We start from the raw sequence: 24,104 nt of genomic DNA, 5'->3' as shown, positions 1-24,104 counted from the left end.
TTCACTTGTTCAAGTCAATTTGCTTCAGCACATCCAACGAAATATCTATTCTGGAATTTCGTGCATTTGTGAGAAATCCATGCAAGCCATGCTGAAAAACAATATCAATGCCTTGAGAAAGCGCAACTTTCTGTATCGCCTCGTTTGCAACTTTCATATTAAGTTCATTTGCGATTTTATTTGAATAGGCCCGACTATTTGACTTGAGCAACAAACTCTCCGAAAGGACCGAGAGTCTTATGACGCCAATTTTTGCTGTAGCAGTGTTTGCAATACGCCTAGGCGCAGTTTTGGTCTTGATGAATGATACAAATTCGCTAGTCACATCAACGGATGGATTAACGTATACTGCCTCTTGAAGCGTAATGCCCGCACCCTTTGCAACTATAAATGCAGGCAGTGCATCATTCAATTGTGACAATGAGAGGCCTGACTCATTTAAAAGGCGAGTCATGTTTAAAAATTGCACGCTTGGATTTGAAAATAGTTCTGGCTGTGTTATTTTTGCAACAAGATAGCTTCGCTCAACACCATATTGCTTGGTCACCATCACTGCTTTGGTCAGAATGAAATCAATCTGTCCTTGGCTTAAATTCCGTTCAAGCTTCTGAGAGATCTTTTCAATGCTCTGCTCCCTTGTTTCGGATGGTAATTTCTCTTCGTTTATAAGCAACTCTGGGACGTAAGCAACCCTTGTTGGCGAACCATCAACGCCAGCTTTCACCTCTACAGGACTGCTATTAGAATCAAGATCACGTCCAGAATTGATCTGCGACTGCGCTGTCGATTGCCCAAGTATAAGAAGTAAGAGAATTAAAGAATGAATGCCATTGCGCATGCGACTTACCTCCAAGAACAACTTGCTGAAGATTGTTAGCACGTGGTTGTTTCTATCCAAATATCAAATAGCTCTCGTGCAAGTTTCGAGTACGTTTTGTTCTGACTGGCACCAGCCGTAACCTCGAATGTGTTTCGTGTAACTTTGCCCAATGTGAGATTGGCCGGGTGTTTTGATGTTCTTTTTAACAACGCATCCAATCTGCTTCTGAGGTCTGGCCTGTCACTCAACTCTGACGATTGCATCCTGTCGACAATAGCCATCGCAACTGCCATTCGGCTTCTTACGTCTCCGAGCCCAGTGGCGAGAACTTGTACTGCTTGAAAGAGACGGTGATTACCTATGTTGCTCATGCCGCATTGACTATAAAAATTGGTCCACTAGTTGTACCAAATGATCTAGGGTTAGTGAACACTGTTTATATGGATCAAAAGATTCTTGACAGATTTTTGATCTAGGCTCATAATTGATGTAAATCTTCTGATCCACATGAGTCAACAAATCGCCTATTACCGAGTTTCGACCTCTGAGCAATCGATTGAGTCTCAGCGTCAACTACTTGGGGGTCAGTTTGACATGGAGTTCTCGGATATCGGTGTGTCTGGCTCGGTCCCAGCCGCAGACCGTCCGGGCTTCGGTGAGCTACTTGCATACATCAGAAAAGGTGACGTGCTTCATGTCAGCGCAGTGGATCGGTTGGGTCGTGATGCCTTGGATGTACAGGCGACTGTCCGATCACTTACTGCGAAGGGTGTGGCAATCGATGTGCTAGGGCTTGGACGAATTGGGACAGGTGCTGGAGAACTCATCTTGGCGGTACTCGCACAGGTGGCCGACATGGAGCGCAAACGGATCGTTGAGCGTACGACTGCAGGTCGTGCCACCGCGAAACGCATGTTGGCTGAAACAGGTAGGACGCAGCATGGTAAGACCAGTCTGGGTCGACCTCCTGTGGCTGATGCGGATGCGGTCCGTCAGTGGCGCCAAGTGAACAAGGCAAGCATCACCATAACTGCCGAGAAGTTTGGGATCAGCACAGCCAGTGTGAAGCGGTATTGCTCGGGCTGAAGAGTAGACCGACCGAAAGATCAACTCTTGTGGCACAGTTGACACATGGTCGAAACTGGATCGCCTCGAATCGTCACTTTGCGTTGCAATGTTGCTTTCCGCAATAAGGCGATGAGTCTGGAGCATCTGGACGCCCAAATCTACCTCATCCATCAGCGTGAAGCCCCTTAGAGGTCAAGTGATGCCCCTTAATAAGCGTGGATATCAGGTCTCTATCGGCTGGAGAGAAAGCGAACAGGTATGCGGTCGTACACAACAGATCGGGAGTGGCACTTGTGTGTAGTGGATTGAACCTCTATCGCTTGAGGCTCTGTTTATCCTGCAGATTCACCGCCATATAATTGTCAACGACATGGGCGCAGCACGACAACTCTTTATTGTTGTGAGAATATTGTGCCAATTTTCTAGATGCAGTAGTAAATACAATTATCACGCTATTCATTCTGTTACTCAGCAGTTCACTGTATAGGCAAAGGTAATGATGACAAAAATCTTACTCATATGGGCAATGGCACTACTTGTTGGCGGAATTGCCACGCCATCTTTCTCGGGAGATGCAGTACCTTATCAATTGGAGCAATCAAAAGCATTAGGTGACAATTTCTCAAGGCTGCTACAGAGTGCTGGCATTCTTGATAAAAGTCAAAGTTCTTTGGACCTCGTAGTCACGAAAAGTGATAAAGCAATCAAGAAACTTGAGCAGCCCTTCAAGAGGAAAATAGAGTCGCTGCAGAATAAATCGGCATTAGATAATGGTGGACTGTCATCGGTTCTCGGCTTGATAGTAAGCTTTAAGCTTGGCACAAATGATGTCGATTGGCAAAAGAAAAGCATCATTGAGGCAATTGAGGCTATCGGCGAAAAGCAACTAAAGTATGCTAGAACTTTAGCTCTGGGGGACTACTTGTTTTCTTTTGAGCAACCATTATCGCAAGACATTGCCGAATCACTTCGGGTAAAAATAAGTAAACTTCCTGAAGTTGATTACGTATCGCTTGACTTGCAGATTCAAAATAGTCTAGTTCCTAATGATACGTTTCTACGATTTCAACATGGCCTCGCTAGTTCCTCCGAACTTGGCGGGGGGACTGATGCTTATACCGCATGGGGTACGACACAAGGTGCGAGCAGTATTGTCGTTGCAGTAATTGATTCAGGCGTCCGATATGATCATCCAGATTTTGCTGGTAGGCTTTTGCCGGGATATGATTTCGTGAGCAATCCGTTTCAATCCAATGATGGAAATGGTCGCGATGCTGATGCGAATGATCCGGGCGACTGGATAGATGCCGCAGAGTCTCAAAGATATGGCTGCGCAATAAAAGATTCAAGCTGGCATGGAACTCACGTAGCAGGCATCATTGGTGCTGCGAGCAATAACAGTCAGGGAATTGCGGGGGTTGACTGGAGGGCACGCATACTGCCCGTAAGGGCATTGGGGAAATGTGGCGGTTCGTGGTCGGATATTCTGGATGCTATGGCATGGGCAGCAGGTATTCCGATCGTAGGAATCCCAAACAATCCTTATCCAGCTCGGGTTATCAATATGAGCTTAGGTGGAAAAGTCGCAGGCGGCTGTGATTGGACAATGCAAAGGTATATCCAAGCTGTCAAGGCAAGAAATACGCTTATTGTTGTTGCTGCCGGAAACTCTGATGTAGATATCACAATCGAAGTTCCTTCCTCATGCTCGGGTGTCGTAACTGTAGGGGCCGTTGACTTTGACGGATTAAGATCATCTTTCAGCAATTACAGCTTTTCAAATAAGGTCAACCTTTCTGCGCCCGGTGGCGACATTTCTTGGTATCGACAAATTGAAGCGGGAATTGCCTCGACATGGAATACGGGCAAACAGAGTCCACTCGTTTCTGACTACTGGTTTTATGAAGGCACAAGTATGGCTGCGCCATTTGTAAGCGGTGCTGCGTCTTTAGCATTATCTGTAAATCCTGAATTAACGCCTCCAGAACTAACTGCCTTATTGGAAACAACTGCAACACGCTTTACAAAGCCCGATGACTGTCGAGAATATTTTCCGATTTGCGGGGCTGGAATCGTAAACATGGCGCGGATGGTTACGGCTGCCAAATATCTGCTAGATTATGTAACGGTGGCAGAATACTACAACGTCGATAATCAACATTTTTTTAGAACGGGCTTTAGAAATGAATTTTCATTTGTTGAAAGCGGAGCTGTAGGTCGCTGGGTCAATACTGAGGACTATTTTCTTGGATGGAAAGATGGTCGCTCGGGTGCATTACCAGTTTGCAGATTTTACACGCCCACATCGAGCAGTCATTTCTACACACTTAAAAAGGATGAGTGCGAGGCGGTAAAAACCTATGGTGGCTGGCAATATGAAGGAATTGCATTTTACGCAAAAGCCCCTGTTAATGGCAAGTGCCCCGAGAACACTACTGCTGTTCACCGATTTTACAATAATCGTTTTGCGCAATTGGATAGCAATCATAGATTTACAATTTACGGTGATTTTTATAAAGCAGAACTGCTAAGTCGAGGCTGGATTTACGAAGGCATTGCGATGTGTGGGGCCTCGTAATAGTAGTGAAGCCATGAAAAATCAAGACTGGACCCGCGACGAGCACATTCTTGCTCTGGATTTCTACTTACGGCATGCGCCGTCGATCCCCGGCAAGAATTCGCTTGAGGTGATCCAGCTAAGCAACCTGCTGAATCGAATGCAGGAACTAATTGGTGGCACGAAGGGGGACAACTACAGGAACCCTGCTGGCGTCTATATGAAGTTGATGAACTTCAGACGCTTCGATCCAGCCTACAAGGGGGCTGGGTTGGCCCATGGCAACAAGGACGAGGAAGTGGTTTGGACGCTCTTTAGCTCGAATCCCATAGAACTCTCACGTCTTGCCAGCCACATCGCCTGCTTTGCTGGGGCAGAGAGAACCGATGAACTGGCCAGTCTTCCACAGTTGGTCGCAGCCGAAGATGAAGCTGACGAAGGCGAACTGCTAAGCCGTGTGCACCGTTACCGGGAACGCAACAGAGGATTGATCGACAGGAAGAAGAAGAAATTTCTGGCGAACCATGACCGTCTTTTCTGCGAAGCTTGTGGTTTCGATTTCGAGAAGGTCTATGGTGAGCGTGGCAAAGAATTCATTGAGTGCCATCACACCAAACCGGTTTCACAGCTGGAAGTTGGTGAGAAAACAAAGCTCTCAGACCTTGTGATGTTGTGCTCGAACTGTCATCGAATGGTTCACAGACGCAAGCCATGGTTGCCGTTTGAGGCTCTCAAGGCCCAAATTGAGTCATCAACTCACGCGAGAAGCTGATGGTGTATGAGTGCTTGTTTTGCGATCTACAACTGAACGACAGGGTGAGGATCATCGCAGAAAACGAACTTGCATATCTGGTTCGTGACGGGTATCCGGTGCGTGATGGACACACACTCGTGATACCAAAGCGACATGCGGTTGACTACTTTGATCTGTTCGAAAACGAGGTACTGGCGATCAATGAGCTGCTGCTCGAACAAAGGCTGTTGCTGACTGCGACCGATCCGAGTATCGAAGGATTCAACATCGGCATGAACTGTGGCGAGGTGGCCGGACAGTCAGTTTTTCACTGCCACGTGCATCTGATTCCACGCAGGCGAGGTGACGTAGCAGAACCTCGTGGTGGTGTCCGGAACGTCATTCCTGGTCGCGGTAACTACTGACGTAGCTAGGCGGCAGGGGTGTCAGTGAAGCAACCCGGCTCTATCAGGCAGATGACGTGCGGAGCGGCTGGTCGTGAGACTGCAAAACGGTTGTTGTCTGAGACAGGTGTTACCCAGCGCGGCAAGACAAGTCTTGGCCGTCCGAAGGTCGGAGATGCTGTTTCAGTTCGTCAGTGGCGTCAAGAGTACAGTGCCAGCATCGCTCAAACGGCTGAGCAATTTGGGATCAGCACGGCGAGCGTCAAGTGCTACTGCTCGGCGTAAAAAGAGCTGCTTCTGACCCTCGGAGGTAGCTTTCACTCGGTCATGCGATGCTTCATCGCAGACAGTCCTTTATAGTGTCGAAACGTTGCAAAGTGTCAATTTTGCGACGTGTTGTAATAGGGCCGATCCCAAATGCATCAACGCCCTGATGCCACTTGTTAGACCACTATTTAGGACAACATGCGTAGCCAGAACAACATCATCAAGGTCCAAGCGAGTCTCTTGCTCGCAGTCAGTGCAACTCTCTTGGGCGGGTGCGCTACGCCTCATGTAGTTGAGTCCGTTAAAACTACTGATACTTCGCTGACCTGTGCACAGATAGATTCCGAAATGAAGGACGCTGATCGTTTCAGAACTGATGCCCAGAAAGAGAAAGGAATGACAGGAACAAACGTCGCTGCTGTTTTGTTCTTTTGGCCTGCGATGATTGGCACCTATTCAAATGCGAATGAGGCTATAGCTGCAGCCGACACCAGAAAAGTGCATCTTATGAGCCTGTATAAGAGCAAGAGGTGCGATGAACTTATTGCAGCAAAGGCTGCTGAGGAAAAGGCCGCTGCCGATAAAGCTACTGCAGAGCGAGCTGTGGCTGTTCAGCCGGCTTCAGCCGAAAAGAGACTGAACGATCTCAAGGATATGCTTGAGAAGAAATTGATCACTCAAGATGAATATGATGAAAAGAGGAAATCGATTCTCGCTCAACTTTGATGGTATAGCAATGCTATGAAGGGCCTCTTTGTTCTCGCAAGAGAATAGCCCTTCTATTAAGAAATCTGATTCACGATGGTGAGTGCGGGTAAAAAAGGAGTAATAGACGCTGGACTTTCAAACTTCAGAATAAATGAACAGTTTGAATGCGTTTGGATATGGTTGAGGTTGTCTATTTTAGTCTTCGAGATTTTTCCGATCAAATTCCCAGTTGGGGATAATCATTCCTTGCGTTAAGCCTCTCTCAGCTAGTTGTTGAAGAATTGAATTTTGCTCTTCTTTTTCGAAGGAAAATATGCTCAATAACTCGTTGGTGCTAAGTCTGGCTAAATCCCCTAGGAAGCTTATTCGACTTGCACGAAGTCTATCTATCATTGGCTTTGGAAGGTCGAGTGTGTTGATGGGGGAGAAAAGGATTGGGTCTGTATTGTTGCCTTGAGCAGATGAATCTGGCATCGAGTAGCCTACGATGTCCGGATATTCCTCTTCGTTGCTCTGGGAGAAAGTTGCAATGCATCGACCCTTGGATGCATTCTCTTGTAATTCTTGATAACTGGTGGTTAGATAAACGATGTTATCGCAGTTGCTGCAGAACCTTTTCTTGGATTCATTTTCAATGTGCTTAAGTTCTTCCCAGCGTACGGGGCAGTTAAACACCATTTTGCAGAATAGATTGACGCTTTTCATGGGTGGCGATAACGGTGTTGATTGTAAAAAATGAAATTTAAGGTGTGCTGATCATTTTGTGAATTTTTGTTTTTCATTGTCGTTGATCATCGTGTTGACTTCATCTGATTGATGGCGAATTTGCAACTTTTTGACAATGTATGAGATGACTGTTTTGGCCTTGCTGCGAAGACTAGCGTGTGGGCTGATAGCTTTCGCAATTTTGGGCCCAATGGCCCAATAGGTATGGATAAAGCTTCGACCTAGAAACGAAGTTGCAAGGATTTTGTCTCGATACCACCGCAAGAACTTTACATCTGGATGATCGCAGTCTCCGTAGGCAACAGTAGCTACAAAACATGTTGCGCCTGATTTGCTCTCGATGCGCATCCGTCCGGCACCAGTTTCAATGTCTGTTGTAATGCTTTGCCTTGTTGTCTTGCCATCTTTGTTGAGTGTATTCCAAACATCAATATGGTCTTCAGCAACCTTCTTGCCTGTTACATAATCAATGTTTTGTTGAGTTTGTCGTGCTTGCAAACGAATTGCTTCTTTGCTCGCCTCTTCGCTTAGCGCTTGAATCTGTTTTTCGTTGAGTCTAGATATTGCTTGATCAATTATGTTCCCTGCTCTTAGTCCATTGTCGTGCAGAATTATCGCTTTATTTGGATCGTTGGTGATTGGGGTTGGTTCGTTGGATTGATTGTTGCTCATGATATTTTTTTTGCAAAGGTAGGTGAGATCAATTTCTATATGAGCCACTCAATTATGGTTGAGAGCAACCCTTTTTTTGGAGAGTAGGCTTGAATTTGCAGTATTCCAGATGGTAGTTCTATTCTGTAGTTTGCGGATTTGATCTGGCCGGATGATATTGTTCTCTTTAGCAAGTCAATCTCACGTCGCGCTGATGTTTTCATAATTTCATTCTGTGTACGTTTGGACTCGGCAAGGATCGCTCTAGCTGCTGTTACATCATCGTCGTAAAGCCATGTTGCTGCTTTCATTACGTGTTCTGGTAAGTGGGCCAGAACATCTTCGGTATCCATTTGATGCAATAAAGTATCAATCTCTAAATATGCATTCCCGGGTTCTTTGAGATTGATTGATACTGTTTTGTAATGCGCAGGCTTTTGTTCGTGCTTTACAGCAATCATTCGGACTAGGTGAATTTTTTGCTCCGGTTCCAAATATGGGGGCACGAATTCAACGAGACGCTCTAGCGTTTGTCCAGAGAGGTTTGTCTTCCCGCTCTTCCATAAGGTGTAAGTCTTTCTGGCATATCGTTCCGCAGATGATCCATATATTGCCCCATAGTCTTTCAGCAGTTCATCTAACGCGTCGTCTGTTAGATTGAGAAATGCTGTTCGAATTTCATAGATGGCCGATCCAAAGGTTCTAAACAATTCAGTGGATTTTGATGACCAACTGCTGCTGCTGACATAGCCTCTGCTGCGCCAGCTTCGATAGCTACGTTTGCGGTAGTTCCCATAATATGCCATCGTAAATCCTAATTGACTAGTTGTCTTTTGGTGATGTTGCAAGTGGATTCTGACAGCTGCTGCGATTCGTAAAAGGGCATCAACTTGATGAGATTTCATCTCCCAGCACTCACTTAGGGGGGCCTGTCCTTGACTAGAGTTTCACAGGGGGATCAGTGTCATCATATTGGAAAGATTGAGGGATGTTTGCACTACCATGGGCCCTTGTCTTCCCGTGATTGAAAGTTTTAGCGTGTTCTTGACTCTAGTTCGACTTTTGGCAGTGCTTGGTCTGGTGATGCCCAGCATCGTCTTGTCTGATTCGGTGACGGGCAAGGTGGTGGCGGTCAGCGATGGAGACACTGTGACTGTTCTCGATCGCGACCAAAATCGATACAAGGTGAGACTTCAGGGCATTGATGCTCCTGAGAAAAGGCAGCCTTTTGGTCAACGTTCTAAGGAGCACTTGTCGAAGCTTGTTTTCGCGCGCAATGTGTTTGTTGAATACAACAAGCGAGACCGGTATGGTCGCATCGTTGGAAGGGTGGTACTGGACGGAATTGATGCCAACCTGCAACAGTTGCATGCCGGGATGGCATGGCACTACAAAGAGTATGAGCGTGAGCAACCAGTTGCGGAGCGCACTGAATATTCAAGAGCAGAACGAGTGGCTCGACAAAATCGAAACGGCCTTTGGGTCGATGTGGCCCCTGTGCCACCGTGGGAGTTCAGGCGAAAGACCCGATAGGGTGTCTGCATCTACTCGGGGCTATGCGTTACCGTCGCAGTCGGTGATTGAGCTATGGATGGTGTAGCGATCCACAGAGTGTGCCCTGCAGTGTGACTTTCATCGCGCACAAAGCAAAAAACCCAAGTGAAATCAATCACTTGGGTTTGCATACTGGCGGAGAGGGCGGGATTCGAACCCGCGGTGGGGATTAGCCCACACACGCTTTCCAGGCGTGCGACTTAAACCGCTCATCCACCTCTCCGCGAAGCCTTGCATTGTAGCGCAGAGTTCAGGCGGTTCCCCGGGCGCTGGGATGTTTCCATGCATGTGCCTGCAAAGTCTCCAGTGAAACGCTGCGAAGCGTGCCCTCGTGGGTGGCCTCCAGCACCACGGGTGGCGCAACGCCAGCCGCCAGTGCCTCGAGCCAGCGATCCACGCACAGGCACCAGCGGTCCCCGGGCTGCAGGCCACGAAAGCGCCATTCCGGGCGCGGCGTGCTGAGGTCGTTGCCAGACTGCATGGAGAAGGCCAGGAAGTCGGCCGTGACGCGGGTGCACATGAGGTGGCGCCCCTGGTCGCTGTCATCGGTGCGGCAGCAGCCGTCGCGGAAAAAGCCGGTCAGGGGATCGAAGGAGCAGGACAGCAGTTCGCCACCAAGCACGTTGCGGGCAGGCGTCGTCATGGGCATTTCCTTCAGCGGGTGGCGGTACCCGTGGCCTGGCCAACTTGCACCATCTTCATGGCCGACGTGATGAGGCCGGACACCTCGGTCATGTTGCCGGGCACCACCAGCGTGGTGGTGGCGTCGGCGGCGACGCGGGAGTAGGCATCGACCGCCTTCTCGGCCACCTTGAGCTGCACCGCCTGCTCGCCGCCGGGCTGGCGGATGGCGGCGGCGATGCGTTCGATGGCCTGGGCCGTGGCCTCGGCCACCGCCATCAGGGCGGCGGCCTCGCCCTGGGCGTTGTTGATGGCGGCCTGTTTTTCACCCTCGGAGCGCGCGATGAAGGCCTCGCGCTCGCCGGTGGCGATGTTGATCTGCTCCTGGCGACGGCCTTCGGAGGCGGCGATCAGGGCGCGCTTCTCGCGTTCGGCGGTGATCTGCTGCTGCATGGCGTGCAGGATTTCCTTGGGCGGCGTCAGGTCCTTGATCTCGTAGCGCAGCACCTTGACGCCCCAGTTCAGCGCCGCCTCGTCGATGGCCTGGACGACCTGGGCGTTGATGATGTCGCGTTCCTCGAAGGTCTTGTCCAGTTCCAGCTTGCCGATGACGGAGCGCAGCGAGGTCTGGGCGAGCTGGGTCACGGCCATGATGTAGTTGGACGAGCCGTAGCTGGCGCGCATGGGGTCGGTGACCTGGAAGTACAGGATGCCGTCGACCTGCAACTGGGTGTTGTCGCGCGTGATGCAGATCTGGCTGGGCACGTCCAGCGGGATTTCCTTCAGGCTGTGTTTGTAGGCCACGCGGTCGATGAATGGCACGAGGAAGTTCAGGCCGGGCGTGAGGGTGCCGGCGAATTTGCCCAGGCGCTCCTTGACCCAGGCGTTCTGCTGGGGCACGACCTTGATCGAGCGGACGATGAAGATGATGGCGACGATGAAGGCCAGCAGGGCGATTTCCATGGGTTTCCTCTCTTGTGGTTGATGTCAGGCGGCGGGCACCACCAGCAGGCGGCTGCCCACCACCTGTTCGATGCGGTACATGCCCTGGCCGGTATGCGATACGCCGGGCATGGGCTCGGCGGTCCACAGGGCACCCCGGTATTTCACCTGGGCGGTGCCGTTGGCGTCCCAGGCGTCGATGTGCAGGGTCTGGCCGATGTCCAGGTTGACGTCGGGGTTGGCGCGGGCCGGCAGGCGGTCGGGCGCGCGCTTGCGCTGGCGGTGCCACAGCACCACGGCGCCGCCGCTGAGCAGGGCCGCGCACAGCAACTGCAGGGGCACGGACAGCCCAAGGTGGGCGGCCACCGCCCCGCCGGCCAGGCCCAGGGCCACCATCAGCAGGTAAAAAGTCCCGGTCACCAGCTCGACGCCGACGGCCGTGCCGGCCAACAGCCACCAGATGGTCGATTCCGCCATGCCTGCGCTCCTTGAGACAAATGGGCCGGCTTCACGGGCCGGCGGTCTGATTTTGGGGCCAAAAGCGATGCCCCTTCATGGGAGCACCGCATTATTTCCGTACACTTCGCGCACTGCAAAAAGGCCGCCGCCCCTGGTGGCGCGGCGCACTTTCTTTCCGATTCAGGCCACGCTCATGAAATTCCGTTTCCCCATCGTCATCATCGACGAAGACTACCGCTCTGAAAACACCTCGGGTCTGGGCATCCGCGCGCTGGCGCAGGCCATCGAGGCCGAGGGTTTCGAGGTCCTGGGTGTGACGAGCTACGGCGACCTGTCCCAGTTCGCGCAGCAGCAGTCGCGGGCCAGCGCCTTCATCCTGTCCATCGACGACGAGGAATTCACCCCAGGCCCTGACCTCGACCCCATCGTGCTGAGCCTGCGCAGCTTCATCGAAGAGGTGCGCCGCAAGAACGCCGACGTGCCCATTTATGTGTACGGCGAGACCAAGACCAGCCGCCACCTGCCCAACGACGTGCTGCGCGAGTTGCACGGCTTCATCCACATGTTCGAGGACACGCCCGAATTCGTGGCGCGCCACATCATCCGCGAGGCCAAGAGCTACCTCGAAGGCATACAGCCGCCGTTCTTCAAGGCCTTGCTCGACTACGCCGAGGACGGCTCCTACTCCTGGCACTGCCCGGGCCACTCGGGCGGCGTGGCGTTTCTGAAGAGCCCGGTGGGCCAGATGTACCACCAGTTCTACGGAGAGAACATGCTGCGCGCCGACGTCTGCAACGCGGTGGAGGAGCTGGGCCAACTGCTGGACCACAACGGCGCCATCGGGGCCAGCGAGCGCAACGCCGCGCGCATCTTCAACGCCGACCACTGCTTCTTCGTCACCAACGGCACCAGCACCAGCAACAAGATGGTCTGGCACCACACGGTGGCGCCGGGCGACGTGGTGGTGGTGGACCGCAACTGCCACAAGTCCATCCTGCACAGCATCATCATGACCGGCGCGGTGCCGGTCTTCCTCAAGCCCACGCGCAACCACTACGGCATCATCGGCCCGATTCCGCAGAGTGAGTTCGAGCCCGAGGCCATCAAGGCCAAGATTCGCGCCAACCCGCTGCTGGCCGGGGTGGATGCCGATGCAGTGCAGCCGCGCGTGCTGACCCTGACCCAGTCGACCTACGACGGCGTGCTCTACAACACCGAGACCATCAAGGGCATGCTGGACGGCTACGTCGACAACCTGCACTTCGACGAGGCCTGGCTGCCCCATGCCGCCTTCCATCCCTTCTACGGTCCCTACCACGCGATGGGCAAGAAGCGCGCGCGCCCCAAGAGTTCGGTGGTTTACGCCACCCAGTCCATCCACAAGCTGCTGGCCGGCATCAGCCAGGCCAGCCATGTGCTGGTGCAGGACTCGCAGACCACCAAGCTGGACCGCCACCTCTTCAACGAGGCCTACCTGATGCACACCAGCACCAGCCCGCAGTACAGCATCATCGCCAGCTGCGACGTGGCCGCCGCCATGATGGAGCCGCCCGGCGGCACCGCGCTGGTGGAGGAGAGCATCCTGGAGGCGCTGGACTTCCGCCGTGCCATGCGCAAGATCGACGACGACTTCGGCGCCGACGAGTGGTGGTTCCAGGTCTGGGGCCCGGACGAACTGGCCGACGAGGGTGTTGGCGAGGCGGGCGACTGGGTGCTCAACCGTGGCACCGACGAGACCGCCACCGCCAAGGACTGGCACGGTTTTGGCGACATGGCACCGGGCTTCAACATGCTGGACCCGATCAAGGCCACCATTGTCACGCCCGGTCTCAACCTGGACGGCCGTTTCGAGGCGTCGGGCATTCCGGCGTCCATCGTCACCAAGTTCCTGGCCGAACACGGCGTGGTGGTCGAGAAGACCGGTCTGTATTCGTTCTTCATCATGTTCACCATCGGCATCACCAAGGGCCGCTGGAACACGCTGCTGACCGCGCTGCAGCAGTTCAAGGACGACTACGCCAAGAACCAGCCGATGTGGCGCATCATGCCGGAGTTCTGCGCCAAGCAGCCGCGCTACGAACAGATGGGGCTGCGCGACCTCTGCCAGCACGTGCACACGCTCTACGCCAAGTACGACATCGCGCGCCTGACCACCGACATGTACCTGAGTGACCACACGCCGGCCATGAAGCCCAGCGACGCGTTCGCCCACATCGCCCACCGCAGCACCGAGCGTGTGGCCATCGACGACCTGGAAGGCCGCATCACCACCAGTCTGGTGACGCCGTACCCGCCGGGCATCCCGCTGCTGATCCCGGGCGAGGTGTTCAACAAGAAGATCGTCGACTACCTCAAGTTCAACCGCGAATTCGCCAGCGAATGCCCGGGCTTCGAGAACGACATCCACGGCCTGGTGGTGCAGGACGGGCCCAGCGGCAGCAAGAGCTACTTCGCCGACTGTGTTAAAAAGTCCTGATGCCCCTGCGGGGCACCCCCGAAGGAGCTGCCGATGTTTCCTGAGTACCGCGACCTGATGTCCAGTCTCAAGGGCCGTGACGCCCATTTCACGCGCCTGTTTGACCGACACAACGAGCTCGATCATCTGATCCAGAACATGGCGTCGAATCTGGTGAAAGCGACCGATGTGGAGATCGAGAACCTCAAGAAGGAAAAGCTGCAGCTCAAGGACCAGCTGTACGCCCACCTCAAGAAGGTCGGTGCCAACGGCCACCCGTGATGGCGGGCGTCAGCGTGGCGCGGGTGGGCCATTGAGACCCATGTCGCCGCGCACCCGCAGGTAGGTGGCGAAGCGGGGCAGGCCGCTCTGGTTGAGACCACGGTAGCGGTAGGTGACCCAAGTGCCCACGGGCGGTGGCTCTCGCCGCTCGGCGTCGCTCAGGCCGCTGCCCAGCCTGAAACGCCGGCCATCGGGCGTCTGCACCTGCAGCGCGCCCACGCCACCCGTGTGTTTGCCCCGACCAGGCAGGTGCGCCAGCACCTCGGCTTCGGCGTCTTCGTGGCGCTTGAGCTTGAGGATGTCGTTGCTGCGCCCCGCCTGGTAAAGCGCCGCGCCCCGGTGCAGCATCAGCCCCTCGCCACCCAGTTTCTCGGTCTGTTTCAGCAGGACCTGCAAGGCCTTGTCGTTGGGCACGCGGCGCTGGGGAACGGCCTGCAGCCAGGCTTGGCCGGTGGTTTCCACCAGGGCCAGCATGGCGGCCACGCGCTCGTCGAACGGGCCGCCGTGGGCGGGCAGGTCAAAAAGCATGAAGCGGATCTGCCGCCAGGCCGCGTCGTCCGGCACCTCGCGGCGAACGGTGGAGACGGTCGCGGCGAACTGCCCACGGCCGCCCCACAACTCGCCGTCCATGGGTACCGCCGGCCAGCCGGCCGTGAACCAGGCCGGCGCAGCGATGGCGATGCCGCCCCGACTGAGCAACTGGCTGCCGGTCCAGTGGCCGCGCACCCCGTCCAGTTTTTCGCTGACCCAGTAGTCCGGCAGGTGGATGCCGGGGGCATAGCCGCGGGCCAGCATCAGAGGTGGGGGCGCCGAGGCCGTCTGGCCCCAAGCCGGCGACCAGCCACCCAGCTGGAACAGCCACACGAGGCACGCCACCAGACAGGGGAGGCGCGCCGCGAGTCTCATGGGCCGGGCTGGATCAGGATTCGGCCGGCTCTGCGATGCCGCCCACCACGTTGCTGAAGCCGCCGTCCACGTAGGTGATTTCGGCGCTGACGCCGCCGGCCAGGTCGCTGAGCAGGAAGGCGGCCACGTTGCCGACATCGCTGATGGTCACGTTGCGGCGGATGGGCGAGGTTTCGGCCACCACCGACAGGATCTTGCCGAAGCCCTTGATGCCGCTGGCGGCCAGGGTCTTGATGGGGCCGGCGCTGATGCCGTTGACGCGGATGTCCTTGGGACCCATCGAGTCGGCCAGGTAGCGCACGCTGGCTTCCAGGCTGGCCTTCGCCAGGCCCATGGTGTTGTAGTTGGGCACCACGCGGATGGCACCCAGGTAGGTCAGGGTCAGCAGGGCCGACTTGGGGTTGAGGTAGGGCAGGGCGGCCTTGGCCATGGCCGGGAAACTGTAGGCGCTGATGTCGTGGGCGATCTTGAAGCCCTCGCGCGACAGGCCTTCGAGGAAATCGCCGGCAATGGCTTCGCGCGGCGCGTAGCCGATGCTGTGCACGAAACCGTCGAACGTCGGCCAGTGGGCCGACAGGTCCTTGAACAGCTTGGCGATCTGCGCGTCATCGCCGACGTCGCAGTCGAACACCAGCGTCGAGTTGAAATCGGCCGCGAATTCGGTGATCCGGTCCTTGAAACGTTCACCCACGTAGCTGAACGCCAGCTCGGCACCCTGCTCGTGGCACGCCTTGGCGATGCCGTAGGCGATGGAACGGTTGGACAACACGCCGGTGATGAGCAATTTCTTGCCAGCCAAAAAACCCATGGATCGCTCTCCAGAAAAAATCTTGCAGAATTGTCGCATGCGACGTTTGCTGCTTTGTGTGCTGATCGGCGTGTGCGGGCCAGCGTGGGCTGCACATGGCTACGCGCTGTGGGGGGATCTCAAGTATCCGCCCGGCTTCGCCCACTTCGACTACGTCAACCCGCAAGCGCCCAAGGGCGGCGAGATGCGGCTGGTGAGCAACCTGCGCACCTCCACTTTCGACAAGTACAACCCCTTCACCATCAAAGGCAACGCGCCGGCCTACCTGTCGGGGCTGCTGTTCGAGTCGTTGCTGATCGGCTCGCTGGACGAGACCGCCAGCGGCTATGGCCTGCTCGCCGAGGATGTGGTGGTGGCGCCCGATGGCCTGAGCGCCACCTTCCGCCTGCGCCCGCAGGCACGTTTTCACAACGGCGTGCCGGTGCTGGCCCAGGATGTGAAGCACAGTTTCGACACCCTGATGGGCCCCCACACCTCGCCCGCCTACAAAACCTTGCTGGCCGATGTGGCGGGCCTGGACGTGCTCGATGAGCGCACCGTGCGCTACCGCTTCAAGAAGCCCAACCGCGAGTTGCCCCTCACCGTGGGCGGCCTGCCGGTGTTCAGCCGCGCATGGGGCGAGGGCAAGCCTTTTGATCAGGTGGTGACCGACGTCCCCATCGGCAGCGGCCCCTACAGGATCGGTCCGGTGCGGTTCGGCAAGGACATCACCTACGTGCGCGACCCGCAGCACTGGGCACGCGATTTGAACGTCAAGCGAGGCAGCTCCAACTTCGACCGCATCACGGTCAAGATCTACAAGGACAACACCGCGCGGCTCGAAGCCCTCAAGGCGGGCGAGTTCGACCTCATGCGCTTTTTCTCGGCCGGCGACTGGGCGCGCCGGGTCAATGGCCGGCGCTTTGATTCGGGCGAACTGGTCAAGGGCGAGTTCAAGCACCGCCTGCCCTCGGGTTTCCAGAGCTACGTGCTCAACACCCGACGAGACCGCCTCAAGGACCCCCTCGTGCGCGAGGCGCTGGGCCTGGCCATGGACTACGAGTGGATGAACCGGCAGCTGTTCTACAACGCCTACCAGCGCGTCAACGGCCTGTTCGGCAACACCGCCTGCGCGGCCACCGGCGAGCCCGGCGCCGCAGAACTCGCTCTGCTGCAGCCCTGGCGCCAGCAGGTGCCGGCCGCCGTCTTCGGCCCCATGACCCAGCCGCCGCGCACCGATGGCGACTCGTCCTTGCGCGCCAACCTTCGCCGCGCCAAGGCCCTGCTGCAGGACGCCGGCTGGACCATACAGGGTGGTGTGCTCAAGAACGCCCGCGGCGAGGCCATGGAACTGGAGTACCTGGACAGCAACGAGGCCGGCTCGCGGGTGGTCACGCCCTGGATACGCAACCTGGAAAAGCTCGGTGTGGTGCTGCGCTACCGCGCGGTGGATTTCGCCTTGTTCCAGCAGCGCATACAGACCTTCGATTTCGACCTCATGAGCATCGCCTTCCAGGGCACCCACAACCCGGGCCAGGAATACGCCGACATGTTCGGCAGCGAGGCCGCCCGCACGCCCGACTCGGGCAACTATGCTGGTGTCAGCTCTCCCGCCGTGGACGCCCTGATCGCGCGCATGACCAGCGCCACGTCCCAGGACGAACTGCTGCCCGCCTGCCGCGCGCTGGAGCGCGTGATCGCGCACAGCCACTACCTGATCCCACAATGGACCGCCGGCACGCACCGCATGGCCTACAACCAGCAGCGCCTGGCCAAGCCCGATGTGGTTCCGCCTTATTTCCAGGGCGAAGCCTGGGCCATCGATACCTGGTGGGCACGGTAGAAAAGACCATGTGGCTGTACATCCTCAAACGCCTCTTGCTGATGATCCCCACGCTGCTGGGCGTGCTGCTGCTGACCTTCGTGGTGGTGCAGTTCGTGCCCGGTGGCCCGGTGGAGCAGTACCTGGCCGAGGCGCGCACAGCCGGCGGCGGCGGTGCCGAGGGGGGGGGCAGCGTCTACCGCGGCGCGCAGGGCGTGGATCCCAAGCGCATAGCGCAGATCAAGGCGCTGTACGGCTTCGACAAGCCGGCGCATGAGCGTTTTGTCGACATGCTGGGCCAGTTCGCCCGCTTCGACCTGGGCAAGAGCTTTTTCCAGAACAAGGACGTCTGGGCGCTGATCGTCGAGAAACTGCCGGTGTCCATCAGCCTGGGCCTGTGGACGTTTTTCATCAGCTACGGCATTGCCGTGCCGCTGGGCGTGGCCAAGGCGGTGCGGGCAGGCTCCCGCTTCGATCTGGTGACCACGCTGCTGGTGCTGGTGGGTTATGCCATCCCGGGCTTCGTGCTGGGGGTGGCGCTGCTGGTGGTTTTTGGCGGGCAGCTGCAGTGGTTTCCGCTGCGCGGGCTCACGTCCAGCAACTGGGATGAGTTGAGTTGGGTCGCGCGCGCGGTCGACTACCTGTGGCACATCACCTTGCCGGTCGTGGCCATGGTGCTGGGCAGTTTTGCCGTCACCACCATGCTGACCAAGAACGCCTTCCTGGAGGAAATCCGCAAGCAGTACGTGCTGACCGCAAGGGCCAAGGGCCTGAGCGAGCGCCAGGTGCTGTGGAAACACGTGTTCCGCAACGCGCTGATTCCCATCGTCACCGGCTTTCCGGCCGCCTTCATCGGCGCCTTCTTCACCGGCTCGCTGTTGATCGAAACCCTGTTCTCGCTCGACGGGCTGGGCCTGCTGAGCTACGAGAGCGTGATCCGGCGCGACTACCCGGTGGTGCTGGGCACGCTGTACTTCTTCACGCTGATCGGGCTGGTCACCAAGCTGGTCAGCGATCTGTGCTACGTCTGGGTCGACCCCCGTGTCAAATTCGATTGAAGCCCGTCCTGCTCCTCCGGCCAGCCCCTCGCGCCGCGCCTGGGCGCGTTTCCGGCGCAACCGCCTGGGCTTCACCAGCCTGGTGGCGTTTGTGGTGCTGGTGCTGCTGAGCCTGGGCGCCGAGCTGTGGTGCAACGACAAGCCGCTGCTCGTGCGCTACGAGGGCCAGTTCTACGCGCCGCTGCTCAAGGAATACCCCGAGACCACCTTCGGCGGCGATTTCGAGACGGCCACCGACTACCTGGACCCCTTCATCCAGGCCCAGCTCGGCAAGGGCGGCAACTGGGCCATCTACCCGCTCAACCCCTACGGTCCGCGCACCATCAACTACTTCGCGCCGTCGCCCAATCCGTCGCCCCCCACCGGCACCAACTGGCTGGGCACCGACGACCGGGGCCGCGACCTGCTGGCCCAGCTGGTGTACGGCTTCCGGGTCAGCGTGCTGTTCGCGCTGGCGCTCACCGCCATCGGTGTGTTGCTGGGCGTGCTGGCCGGCGCCGTGCAGGGTTACTTTGGCGGCAAGACCGACCTGGCCTTCCAGCGCTTCATCGAGGTCTGGGGCTCCATGCCGGAGCTCTACCTGCTGATCATCTTCAGCGCCGTGTTCGCGCCCAGCATCGCGCTGCTGCTGGTGCTGCTCAGCCTGTTCGGCTGGATGGGCCTGTCCGATTACGTGCGCGCCGAGTTCCTGCGCAACCGGCAGATGGACTACGTGCGCGCGGCGCGTGCCCTGGGTGTGGGCAGCCGGCAGATCATGTGGCGCCACATCCTGCCCAACAGCATGACGCCGGTGGTGACCTTCCTGCCTTTTCGCATGAGCGCCGCCATCCTGGCCCTGACCTCGCTGGATTTCCTGGGCTTGGGGGTGCCGGCCGGCACGCCCAGCCTGGGCGAGCTGCTGAGCCAGGGCAAGGCCAGCATCGACGCCTGGTGGATCTCGCTGTCCACCTTTGGTGTCCTGGTGCTCACCCTCTTGCTGCTGACCTTCATGGGCGACGCCCTGCGCGATGCGCTGGACCCCCGCAAACAGGACCGTTGATGACCGCGCCTTTGCTTGACGTCAAGAACCTGCGTGTCGCGTTTGCCGGGCGCGAGGTGGTGCACGGCATCGATTTCCACATCCGCGCTGGCGAAAAGCTGGCCCTGGTGGGCGAGTCGGGCTCGGGCAAGACGGTGTCGGCCCTGGCGCTGCTGCGCCTGGTGCAGAACGCCGACATCTCGGGCCAGGCCCTGCTGCAGGGGCGTGATCTGCTGGCCCTGAGCGAACGCGAGCTGCGCGGCGTGCGCGGCGACGACGTGGCCATGATCTTCCAGGAACCCATGACCGCGCTCAACCCGGTCTACACCGTGGGTGACCAGATCGCTGAGATCCTGCAGCTCAAGAAGGGCCTCACGCGCCGCCAGGCGGCCGATGCGGCGGTGGAACTGCTGGCCTCGACCGGCATCCCCGAGCCGACCCGGCGCGCCGGCAGCTACGCCCACCAGCTCAGCGGTGGCCAGCGCCAGCGCGCCATGATCGCCATGGCCCTGGCGAGCAGCCCGAAGCTGCTGCTGGCCGACGAGCCCACCACCGCGCTGGACGCCAGTCTGCGGGGCCAGATGCTGTCGCTGCTGGACCGCCTGCAACGCGAGCACGGCATGGCCTTGCTGCTGATCACGCACGACCTCAACCTGGTGCGCCGGGTGGCGGACCGCGTGGCCGTGATGGAGCAGGGCCATTTGGTGGAGCAGGGCCCGGTGGCGCAGGTGATGGCCTCGCCCCAGCACCCCTACACCCGGCTGCTGATCGACAGCACGCCGCCGCGTGAACTATCTCCGGTGCGGGCCGATGCCGGCGTGCTCATGTCCGCCCAGGCGATGTCGGTGGACTACCCCACAGCGCTGCCTGGCTGGCGCGGTTGGTTCGGCAAGGGGCGTTTTTGCGCCGTGCAGGCGGCGGATTTCGAGTTGCGCGCCGGCCAGACCGTGGGTGTGATCGGCGAGTCGGGCTCGGGCAAGTCGACCCTGGCACTGGCCGCGCTGGGCCTGCTGGACCATGGCGGCCGGCTGGAAGTGGCGGGGCAGGGCTGGGCCGCCGCCCGGCGCCAGGGCGCCGAGGTGGCGTTGCGCCAGCAGGTGCAGGTGGTGTTCCAGGACCCGTTTTCGTCACTGTCACCGCGCATGAGCATCGAGCAGGTGGTGGGTGAAGGCCTGCGCGTGCACGAGCCTGGCCTGGGGGCCGAGCAACGACGTGCCCGGGTGCTGCAGGTCTTGCGGGCGGTTGATCTGGTGGACGCGGCGATGCCGGATGAGGAGGCGTCGGGCCTTCTCAGCCGCTTCCCGCACGAATTTTCAGGTGGCCAGCGTCAGCGCATCGCCATCGCGCGGGCGCTGATCGTGCGACCCCGCGTGCTGGTGCTGGACGAGCCCACCAGTGCGCTCGACGTGACTGTGCAGAAGCAGGTGGTCCAGCTGTTGCAGGGCCTGCAGCGCGACGAGGGCCTGAGCTACCTGCTGATCACCCACGACGTGGCGGTGGTGCGCGCGATGGCGCACGAACTGCTGGTCATGCAGCACGGGCAGGTGGTGGAGCGGGGGGCTTGCGAGCGGGTGCTCGGCCAACCCGAACACCCCTACACCCGGCAGTTGCTGGAGGCCGCGTGACCAGGCCCGTGCAGGGTGGCGGCTGCGTTTGTTTCGAGATGTTACATTTGCCTTCGCCAGCCGCGCTACGCTTCGACCCAGCGCCGTTGCGCCGCACCCCGCGGTGCACACGGTGTGCCAAGTCCTTTCCCACATGAAGAACTTCGAATTTCCCCTTCCGCCTTCGGGCCTGCTGGTCACCGACGCGCCGAGCGCCAAGCGCTGGCCGTGTGAGGTGCTGGGCTGGGGGGCCAACAGCATCCAGGGGCGGTTGCTGACCTTTGACGTCGCGCAGCAACTCATCAAGGTGCAGGCGACGGCGGCCAAATCGGCCACCGCCATCCGTTTCAACCAGTTCAAATGCATGCGCGTCGATGGCGGCTTGCGCATGTTGGGTGCCGCGCCGTCACCCGAGGACGCGCTGGACGCGGTGCTGAATTTCCAGCCCTACATGATCCGCTTGATCGACGGTTCGCGGCTGACCGGCCAGAGCGCTGGCGTGCAGGACCTGCCTTCCGGCTTGTGGATGTTCGTGAAGGACCCGACCGGCAGCGGCGTGGCGCGCCTGTTCGTGCCACGCTCAGCGCTGGAAAGCTACGAAGCAGCCGACGTGGCGACCAACGGGGTCGACGCCGATTCGTTTTCCTCAACCGATTTCGCCAGCACCCTGATGCCGGTGTTTGCCGAGACCACGCTGGACTTCCACTCCGGCATGGCCAACGGGGTCATCGAAACCCGTGCCGACCTGTTGACCGCGCTGGAGCGCCAAGCCCGCATCAAGCCGGTACCCATCGGCGAGGCCCTGATCGGTCTGGGCAAGATCACGGCGGTGCAACTGGGCGTGGCGCTCAAGAAGCAGAAGGAAACCAAAAACGTGCCGCTGGGGCAGATCCTGGTCGAGCTGGGCATGGTGTCCACCGCGGATCTGCAGATGGCCTTTGCCCGCAAGATGGGCTACCCGCTGGTGGAGCTCAAGTCCTTCGAGTACGACGTTGATGCTTTGCGCCTGGTGCCGCTGGCCATGGCCCTGCGCCTGAAGGTGCAGCCGCTGATGCTCAACAAGGGCCTGCTGGTGGTGGCCATGGCCGACCCGCTGCAGTTCAAGATCCTCGAAGAGATGGAGTTCACCACCCAGCTCAAGGTCATGCCCGTCTTGTGCTCGGGGGACGAAATCGCCTCCAAGATCAGCCGCATCTACCGCGAGGTCGGGCTGGCCGAGCAGATGCAGGAGCCGCGCGATGCCCAGACGCCCCAGCCGGACGTGAGCAACCTGGCCCAGAACGATGTCTACCAGCTGGCGTCGGAACTGGTGGTGGACAGCAAGGACACCGAGGAAGAACGCCAGATCGAGCAATCGGACAACACACTGGTCCGCCTGATCAACTCCATGATCTTCGAGGCCTTCCAGCAGGGCGCGTCCGACATCCACATCGAGCCCTACCCGGGGCGCCAGAAACTCAAGATCCGCTTTCGCATCGATGGCCGGATGCGGCCTTACCTTGAGCTGCCCGCCAGCTACCGCAACGCCCTGATCGCGCGCATCAAGATCATGTGCGACCTGGACATCTCGGAAAAGCGCAAGGCCCAGGACGGCAAGATCAACTTTTCCAAGTTTGGCGGCCTCAAGCTCGAACTGCGCGTGGCCACCATCCCCACCACCCAGGGGCTGGAAGACGTGGTGATGCGCATCCTGGCCTCCTCGCGTTCCATGGCGCTGGCCGACATCGGCCTGAGCGCGCGCAACCTGGCCCTGTTCACCCAGGCCATCGACCGGCCCTACGGCATGGTGTTGTGTGTCGGGCCGACCGGTTCGGGCAAGACCACCACCCTGCACTCGGCGCTGCACCACCTGAACCAGCCCGACCGCAAGATCTGGACCGCCGAGGACCCGGTGGAGATCACCCAGCACGGCCTGCGCCAGATCCAGGTCAATTCCAAGATCGGCTGGACCTTCGCCACTGCGCTGCGTTCCCTGCTGCGCGCCGATCCGGACGTGATCATGGTGGGCGAGATCCGTGACCAGGAAACCGCCGAGATCGCGGTCGAGGCCTCGTTGACCGGACACTTGGTGATGTCCACACTGCACACCAATTCGGCCGCCGAGACCATCACCCGCCTGATCGACCTCGGGCTCGACCCCTTCTCCTTCTCGGACTCGGTGCTGGCCGTGATGGCCCAGCGCCTGGTGCGCCGGCTGTGCCCCCATTGCGTGAAGCGGGTGCCCATGGGCAAGGACGAACTGGAGCAGCTCACGCTGGACTACCAGATCGCCTTGCCGCCCGATGACACGCTGCGCGACCCGGCGGCCCTGCACGCCCAATGGCGGCAGGCCTTCGGCCAGGGGGGGGTGCTGCACAGCTGCCACGCGCCCGGCTGCGAAAAATGTGGTCAGACCGGTTTCCGTGGCCGCCTGGGCATCCATGAGCTTCTGGTGGTCACGCCGGAGTTGCGCCACCTGATCCAGATCCGCGCCCGCTCCGAGGACGTGCTCAACCGTGCCTTGACCGACGGCATGCGCACGCTGCGCCAGGACGGCATCGAAAAGGTGTTGTTGGGGCACACCAGCCTGTCGGAAGTGCGGGCCAACAGCAACGCCTGACGCAGTGACCGCGGCCAGTCTAGGTGGAGCGCCGGTTCACTGGACGCTGGCTTACACTTCTGC

General features: G+C 58.4%; 22 protein-coding genes and 1 tRNA gene. 13 read left to right on the top strand and 10 right to left on the bottom strand.

The annotated features are described in order from the left end of the window. Position 1: 1 nt before the first annotated feature. Positions 2-838: a hypothetical protein gene (locus tag AAHB17_RS07035; protein ID WP_342129803.1), complete on the bottom strand. Its 837-nt coding sequence runs from the start codon at positions 836-838 to the stop codon at positions 2-4. Positions 839-1,327: 489 nt separating this feature from the next. Between AAHB17_RS07035 and AAHB17_RS07030 the strand changes: the two genes are divergently transcribed. From AAHB17_RS07030 to AAHB17_RS07010, 5 genes are all read left to right on the top strand, one after another. Then, on the top strand, positions 1,328-1,906 hold the full coding sequence (locus AAHB17_RS07030) for a recombinase family protein (protein ID WP_342129802.1): 579 nt from the start codon (positions 1,328-1,330) through the stop codon (positions 1,904-1,906). 478 nt (positions 1,907-2,384) lie between these two features. Beyond that, positions 2,385-4,466 carry a S8 family peptidase gene (locus tag AAHB17_RS07025; RefSeq protein WP_342129801.1) on the top strand — a complete coding sequence of 694 codons (2,082 nt, stop codon included), beginning with the start codon at positions 2,385-2,387 and terminating at the stop codon, positions 4,464-4,466. A gap of 13 nt (positions 4,467-4,479) precedes the next feature. Next, positions 4,480-5,217 (top strand): HNH endonuclease, encoded by a 738-nt coding sequence (locus tag AAHB17_RS07020; protein ID WP_342129800.1) that lies wholly within the window; start codon positions 4,480-4,482, stop codon positions 5,215-5,217. Beyond that, positions 5,217-5,603, top strand: coding sequence for an HIT family protein (locus tag AAHB17_RS07015; RefSeq protein ID WP_342129799.1), 387 nt, complete (start codon positions 5,217-5,219; stop codon positions 5,601-5,603). The genes AAHB17_RS07020 and AAHB17_RS07015 overlap by 1 nt, the downstream gene beginning before the upstream one ends. A 594-nt stretch (positions 5,604-6,197) precedes the next feature. Further along, entirely contained in the window at positions 6,198-6,575 is a 378-nt protein-coding gene (locus AAHB17_RS07010; RefSeq protein ID WP_342129798.1) for a hypothetical protein, read from the top strand. Positions 6,576-6,752: 177 nt separating this feature from the next. On the opposite strand, the gene AAHB17_RS07005 is transcribed toward AAHB17_RS07010, so the two are convergent. From AAHB17_RS07005 to AAHB17_RS06995, 3 genes are read right to left on the bottom strand one after another with little or no spacing between them, the layout of a single operon-like run. Further along, positions 6,753-7,262, bottom strand: a complete 510-nt coding sequence (locus tag AAHB17_RS07005; protein ID WP_342129797.1) for a hypothetical protein — start codon at positions 7,260-7,262, stop codon at positions 6,753-6,755. 51 nt (positions 7,263-7,313) lie between these two features. Continuing rightward, positions 7,314-7,955 carry a CFI-box-CTERM domain-containing protein gene (locus tag AAHB17_RS07000; protein WP_342129796.1) on the bottom strand — a complete coding sequence of 214 codons (642 nt, stop codon included), beginning with the start codon at positions 7,953-7,955 and terminating at the stop codon, positions 7,314-7,316. Between the two features lie 35 nt (positions 7,956-7,990). Continuing rightward, positions 7,991-8,839, bottom strand: a complete 849-nt coding sequence (locus AAHB17_RS06995; RefSeq protein WP_342129795.1) for a hypothetical protein — start codon at positions 8,837-8,839, stop codon at positions 7,991-7,993. A gap of 115 nt (positions 8,840-8,954) precedes the next feature. Here AAHB17_RS06995 and AAHB17_RS06990 point away from each other — a divergent pair, with 115 nt between their 5' ends. After that, entirely contained in the window at positions 8,955-9,467 is a 513-nt protein-coding gene (locus tag AAHB17_RS06990) for a thermonuclease family protein (RefSeq protein WP_342129794.1), read from the top strand. A gap of 154 nt (positions 9,468-9,621) precedes the next feature. Here the strand turns inward: AAHB17_RS06990 and AAHB17_RS06985 are convergent. The 4 genes from AAHB17_RS06985 to AAHB17_RS06970 form a co-directional block, all read right to left on the bottom strand. Beyond that, positions 9,622-9,711, bottom strand: a tRNA-Ser gene (locus AAHB17_RS06985). Between the two features lie 27 nt (positions 9,712-9,738). Then, the gene (locus tag AAHB17_RS06980) at positions 9,739-10,137 is read right to left on the bottom strand and encodes a DUF2237 family protein (RefSeq protein WP_446719566.1); all 399 of its coding nucleotides are present in this window, start codon (positions 10,135-10,137) and stop codon (positions 9,739-9,741) included. 5 nt (positions 10,138-10,142) lie between these two features. Further along, positions 10,143-11,072, bottom strand: coding sequence for an SPFH domain-containing protein (locus AAHB17_RS06975; RefSeq protein ID WP_342129791.1), 930 nt, complete (start codon positions 11,070-11,072; stop codon positions 10,143-10,145). Between the two features lie 24 nt (positions 11,073-11,096). After that, positions 11,097-11,528, bottom strand: a complete 432-nt coding sequence (locus AAHB17_RS06970) for an NfeD family protein (protein WP_342129790.1) — start codon at positions 11,526-11,528, stop codon at positions 11,097-11,099. A 175-nt stretch (positions 11,529-11,703) separates the two neighbouring features. Here AAHB17_RS06970 and AAHB17_RS06965 point away from each other — a divergent pair, with 175 nt between their 5' ends. Together AAHB17_RS06965 and AAHB17_RS06960 are read left to right on the top strand one after the other, a co-directional pair. Next, complete coding sequence (locus AAHB17_RS06965; protein ID WP_342129789.1) at positions 11,704-13,986, top strand: arginine/lysine/ornithine decarboxylase; 2,283 nt, start codon at positions 11,704-11,706, stop codon at positions 13,984-13,986. Positions 13,987-14,019: 33 nt separating this feature from the next. Then, positions 14,020-14,247, top strand: a complete 228-nt coding sequence (locus tag AAHB17_RS06960) for a YdcH family protein (RefSeq protein WP_342129788.1) — start codon at positions 14,020-14,022, stop codon at positions 14,245-14,247. A gap of 9 nt (positions 14,248-14,256) precedes the next feature. Here AAHB17_RS06960 and AAHB17_RS06955 read toward each other — a convergent pair whose 3' ends face one another. Together AAHB17_RS06955 and fabI are read right to left on the bottom strand one after the other, a co-directional pair. After that, positions 14,257-15,111, bottom strand: a complete 855-nt coding sequence (locus AAHB17_RS06955; RefSeq protein WP_342129787.1) for a DNA ligase — start codon at positions 15,109-15,111, stop codon at positions 14,257-14,259. 55 nt (positions 15,112-15,166) lie between these two features. Beyond that, positions 15,167-15,961 (bottom strand): enoyl-ACP reductase FabI, encoded by a 795-nt coding sequence (gene fabI / locus AAHB17_RS06950; RefSeq protein ID WP_342129786.1) that lies wholly within the window; start codon positions 15,959-15,961, stop codon positions 15,167-15,169. A gap of 37 nt (positions 15,962-15,998) precedes the next feature. Here fabI and AAHB17_RS06945 point away from each other — a divergent pair, with 37 nt between their 5' ends. The 5 genes from AAHB17_RS06945 (at position 15,999) to AAHB17_RS06925 (ending at position 24,041) form a co-directional block, all read left to right on the top strand. Next, complete coding sequence (locus tag AAHB17_RS06945; RefSeq protein ID WP_342129785.1) at positions 15,999-17,783, top strand: extracellular solute-binding protein; 1,785 nt, start codon at positions 15,999-16,001, stop codon at positions 17,781-17,783. An 8-nt stretch (positions 17,784-17,791) separates the two neighbouring features. Next, the gene (locus tag AAHB17_RS06940) at positions 17,792-18,820 is read left to right on the top strand and encodes a microcin C ABC transporter permease YejB (RefSeq protein ID WP_342129784.1); all 1,029 of its coding nucleotides are present in this window, start codon (positions 17,792-17,794) and stop codon (positions 18,818-18,820) included. Next, the gene (locus tag AAHB17_RS06935; protein ID WP_342129783.1) at positions 18,804-19,859 is read left to right on the top strand and encodes an ABC transporter permease; all 1,056 of its coding nucleotides are present in this window, start codon (positions 18,804-18,806) and stop codon (positions 19,857-19,859) included. The genes AAHB17_RS06940 and AAHB17_RS06935 overlap by 17 nt, the downstream gene beginning before the upstream one ends. Next, positions 19,859-21,463 (top strand): ABC transporter ATP-binding protein, encoded by a 1,605-nt coding sequence (locus AAHB17_RS06930; RefSeq protein ID WP_342129782.1) that lies wholly within the window; start codon positions 19,859-19,861, stop codon positions 21,461-21,463. The genes AAHB17_RS06935 and AAHB17_RS06930 overlap by 1 nt, the downstream gene beginning before the upstream one ends. A gap of 133 nt (positions 21,464-21,596) precedes the next feature. Further along, positions 21,597-24,041: a GspE/PulE family protein gene (locus tag AAHB17_RS06925; protein ID WP_342129781.1), complete on the top strand. Its 2,445-nt coding sequence runs from the start codon at positions 21,597-21,599 to the stop codon at positions 24,039-24,041. Positions 24,042-24,104: the final 63 nt, after the last annotated feature.

Source organism: Hydrogenophaga sp. OTU3427 (genome assembly GCF_038440225.1).
Taxonomy (GTDB): domain Bacteria; phylum Pseudomonadota; class Gammaproteobacteria; order Burkholderiales; family Burkholderiaceae_C; genus Hydrogenophaga.
Note: the sequence above shows the minus strand (reverse complement) of the source record. Positions and strands in the feature narration are given on the sequence as shown.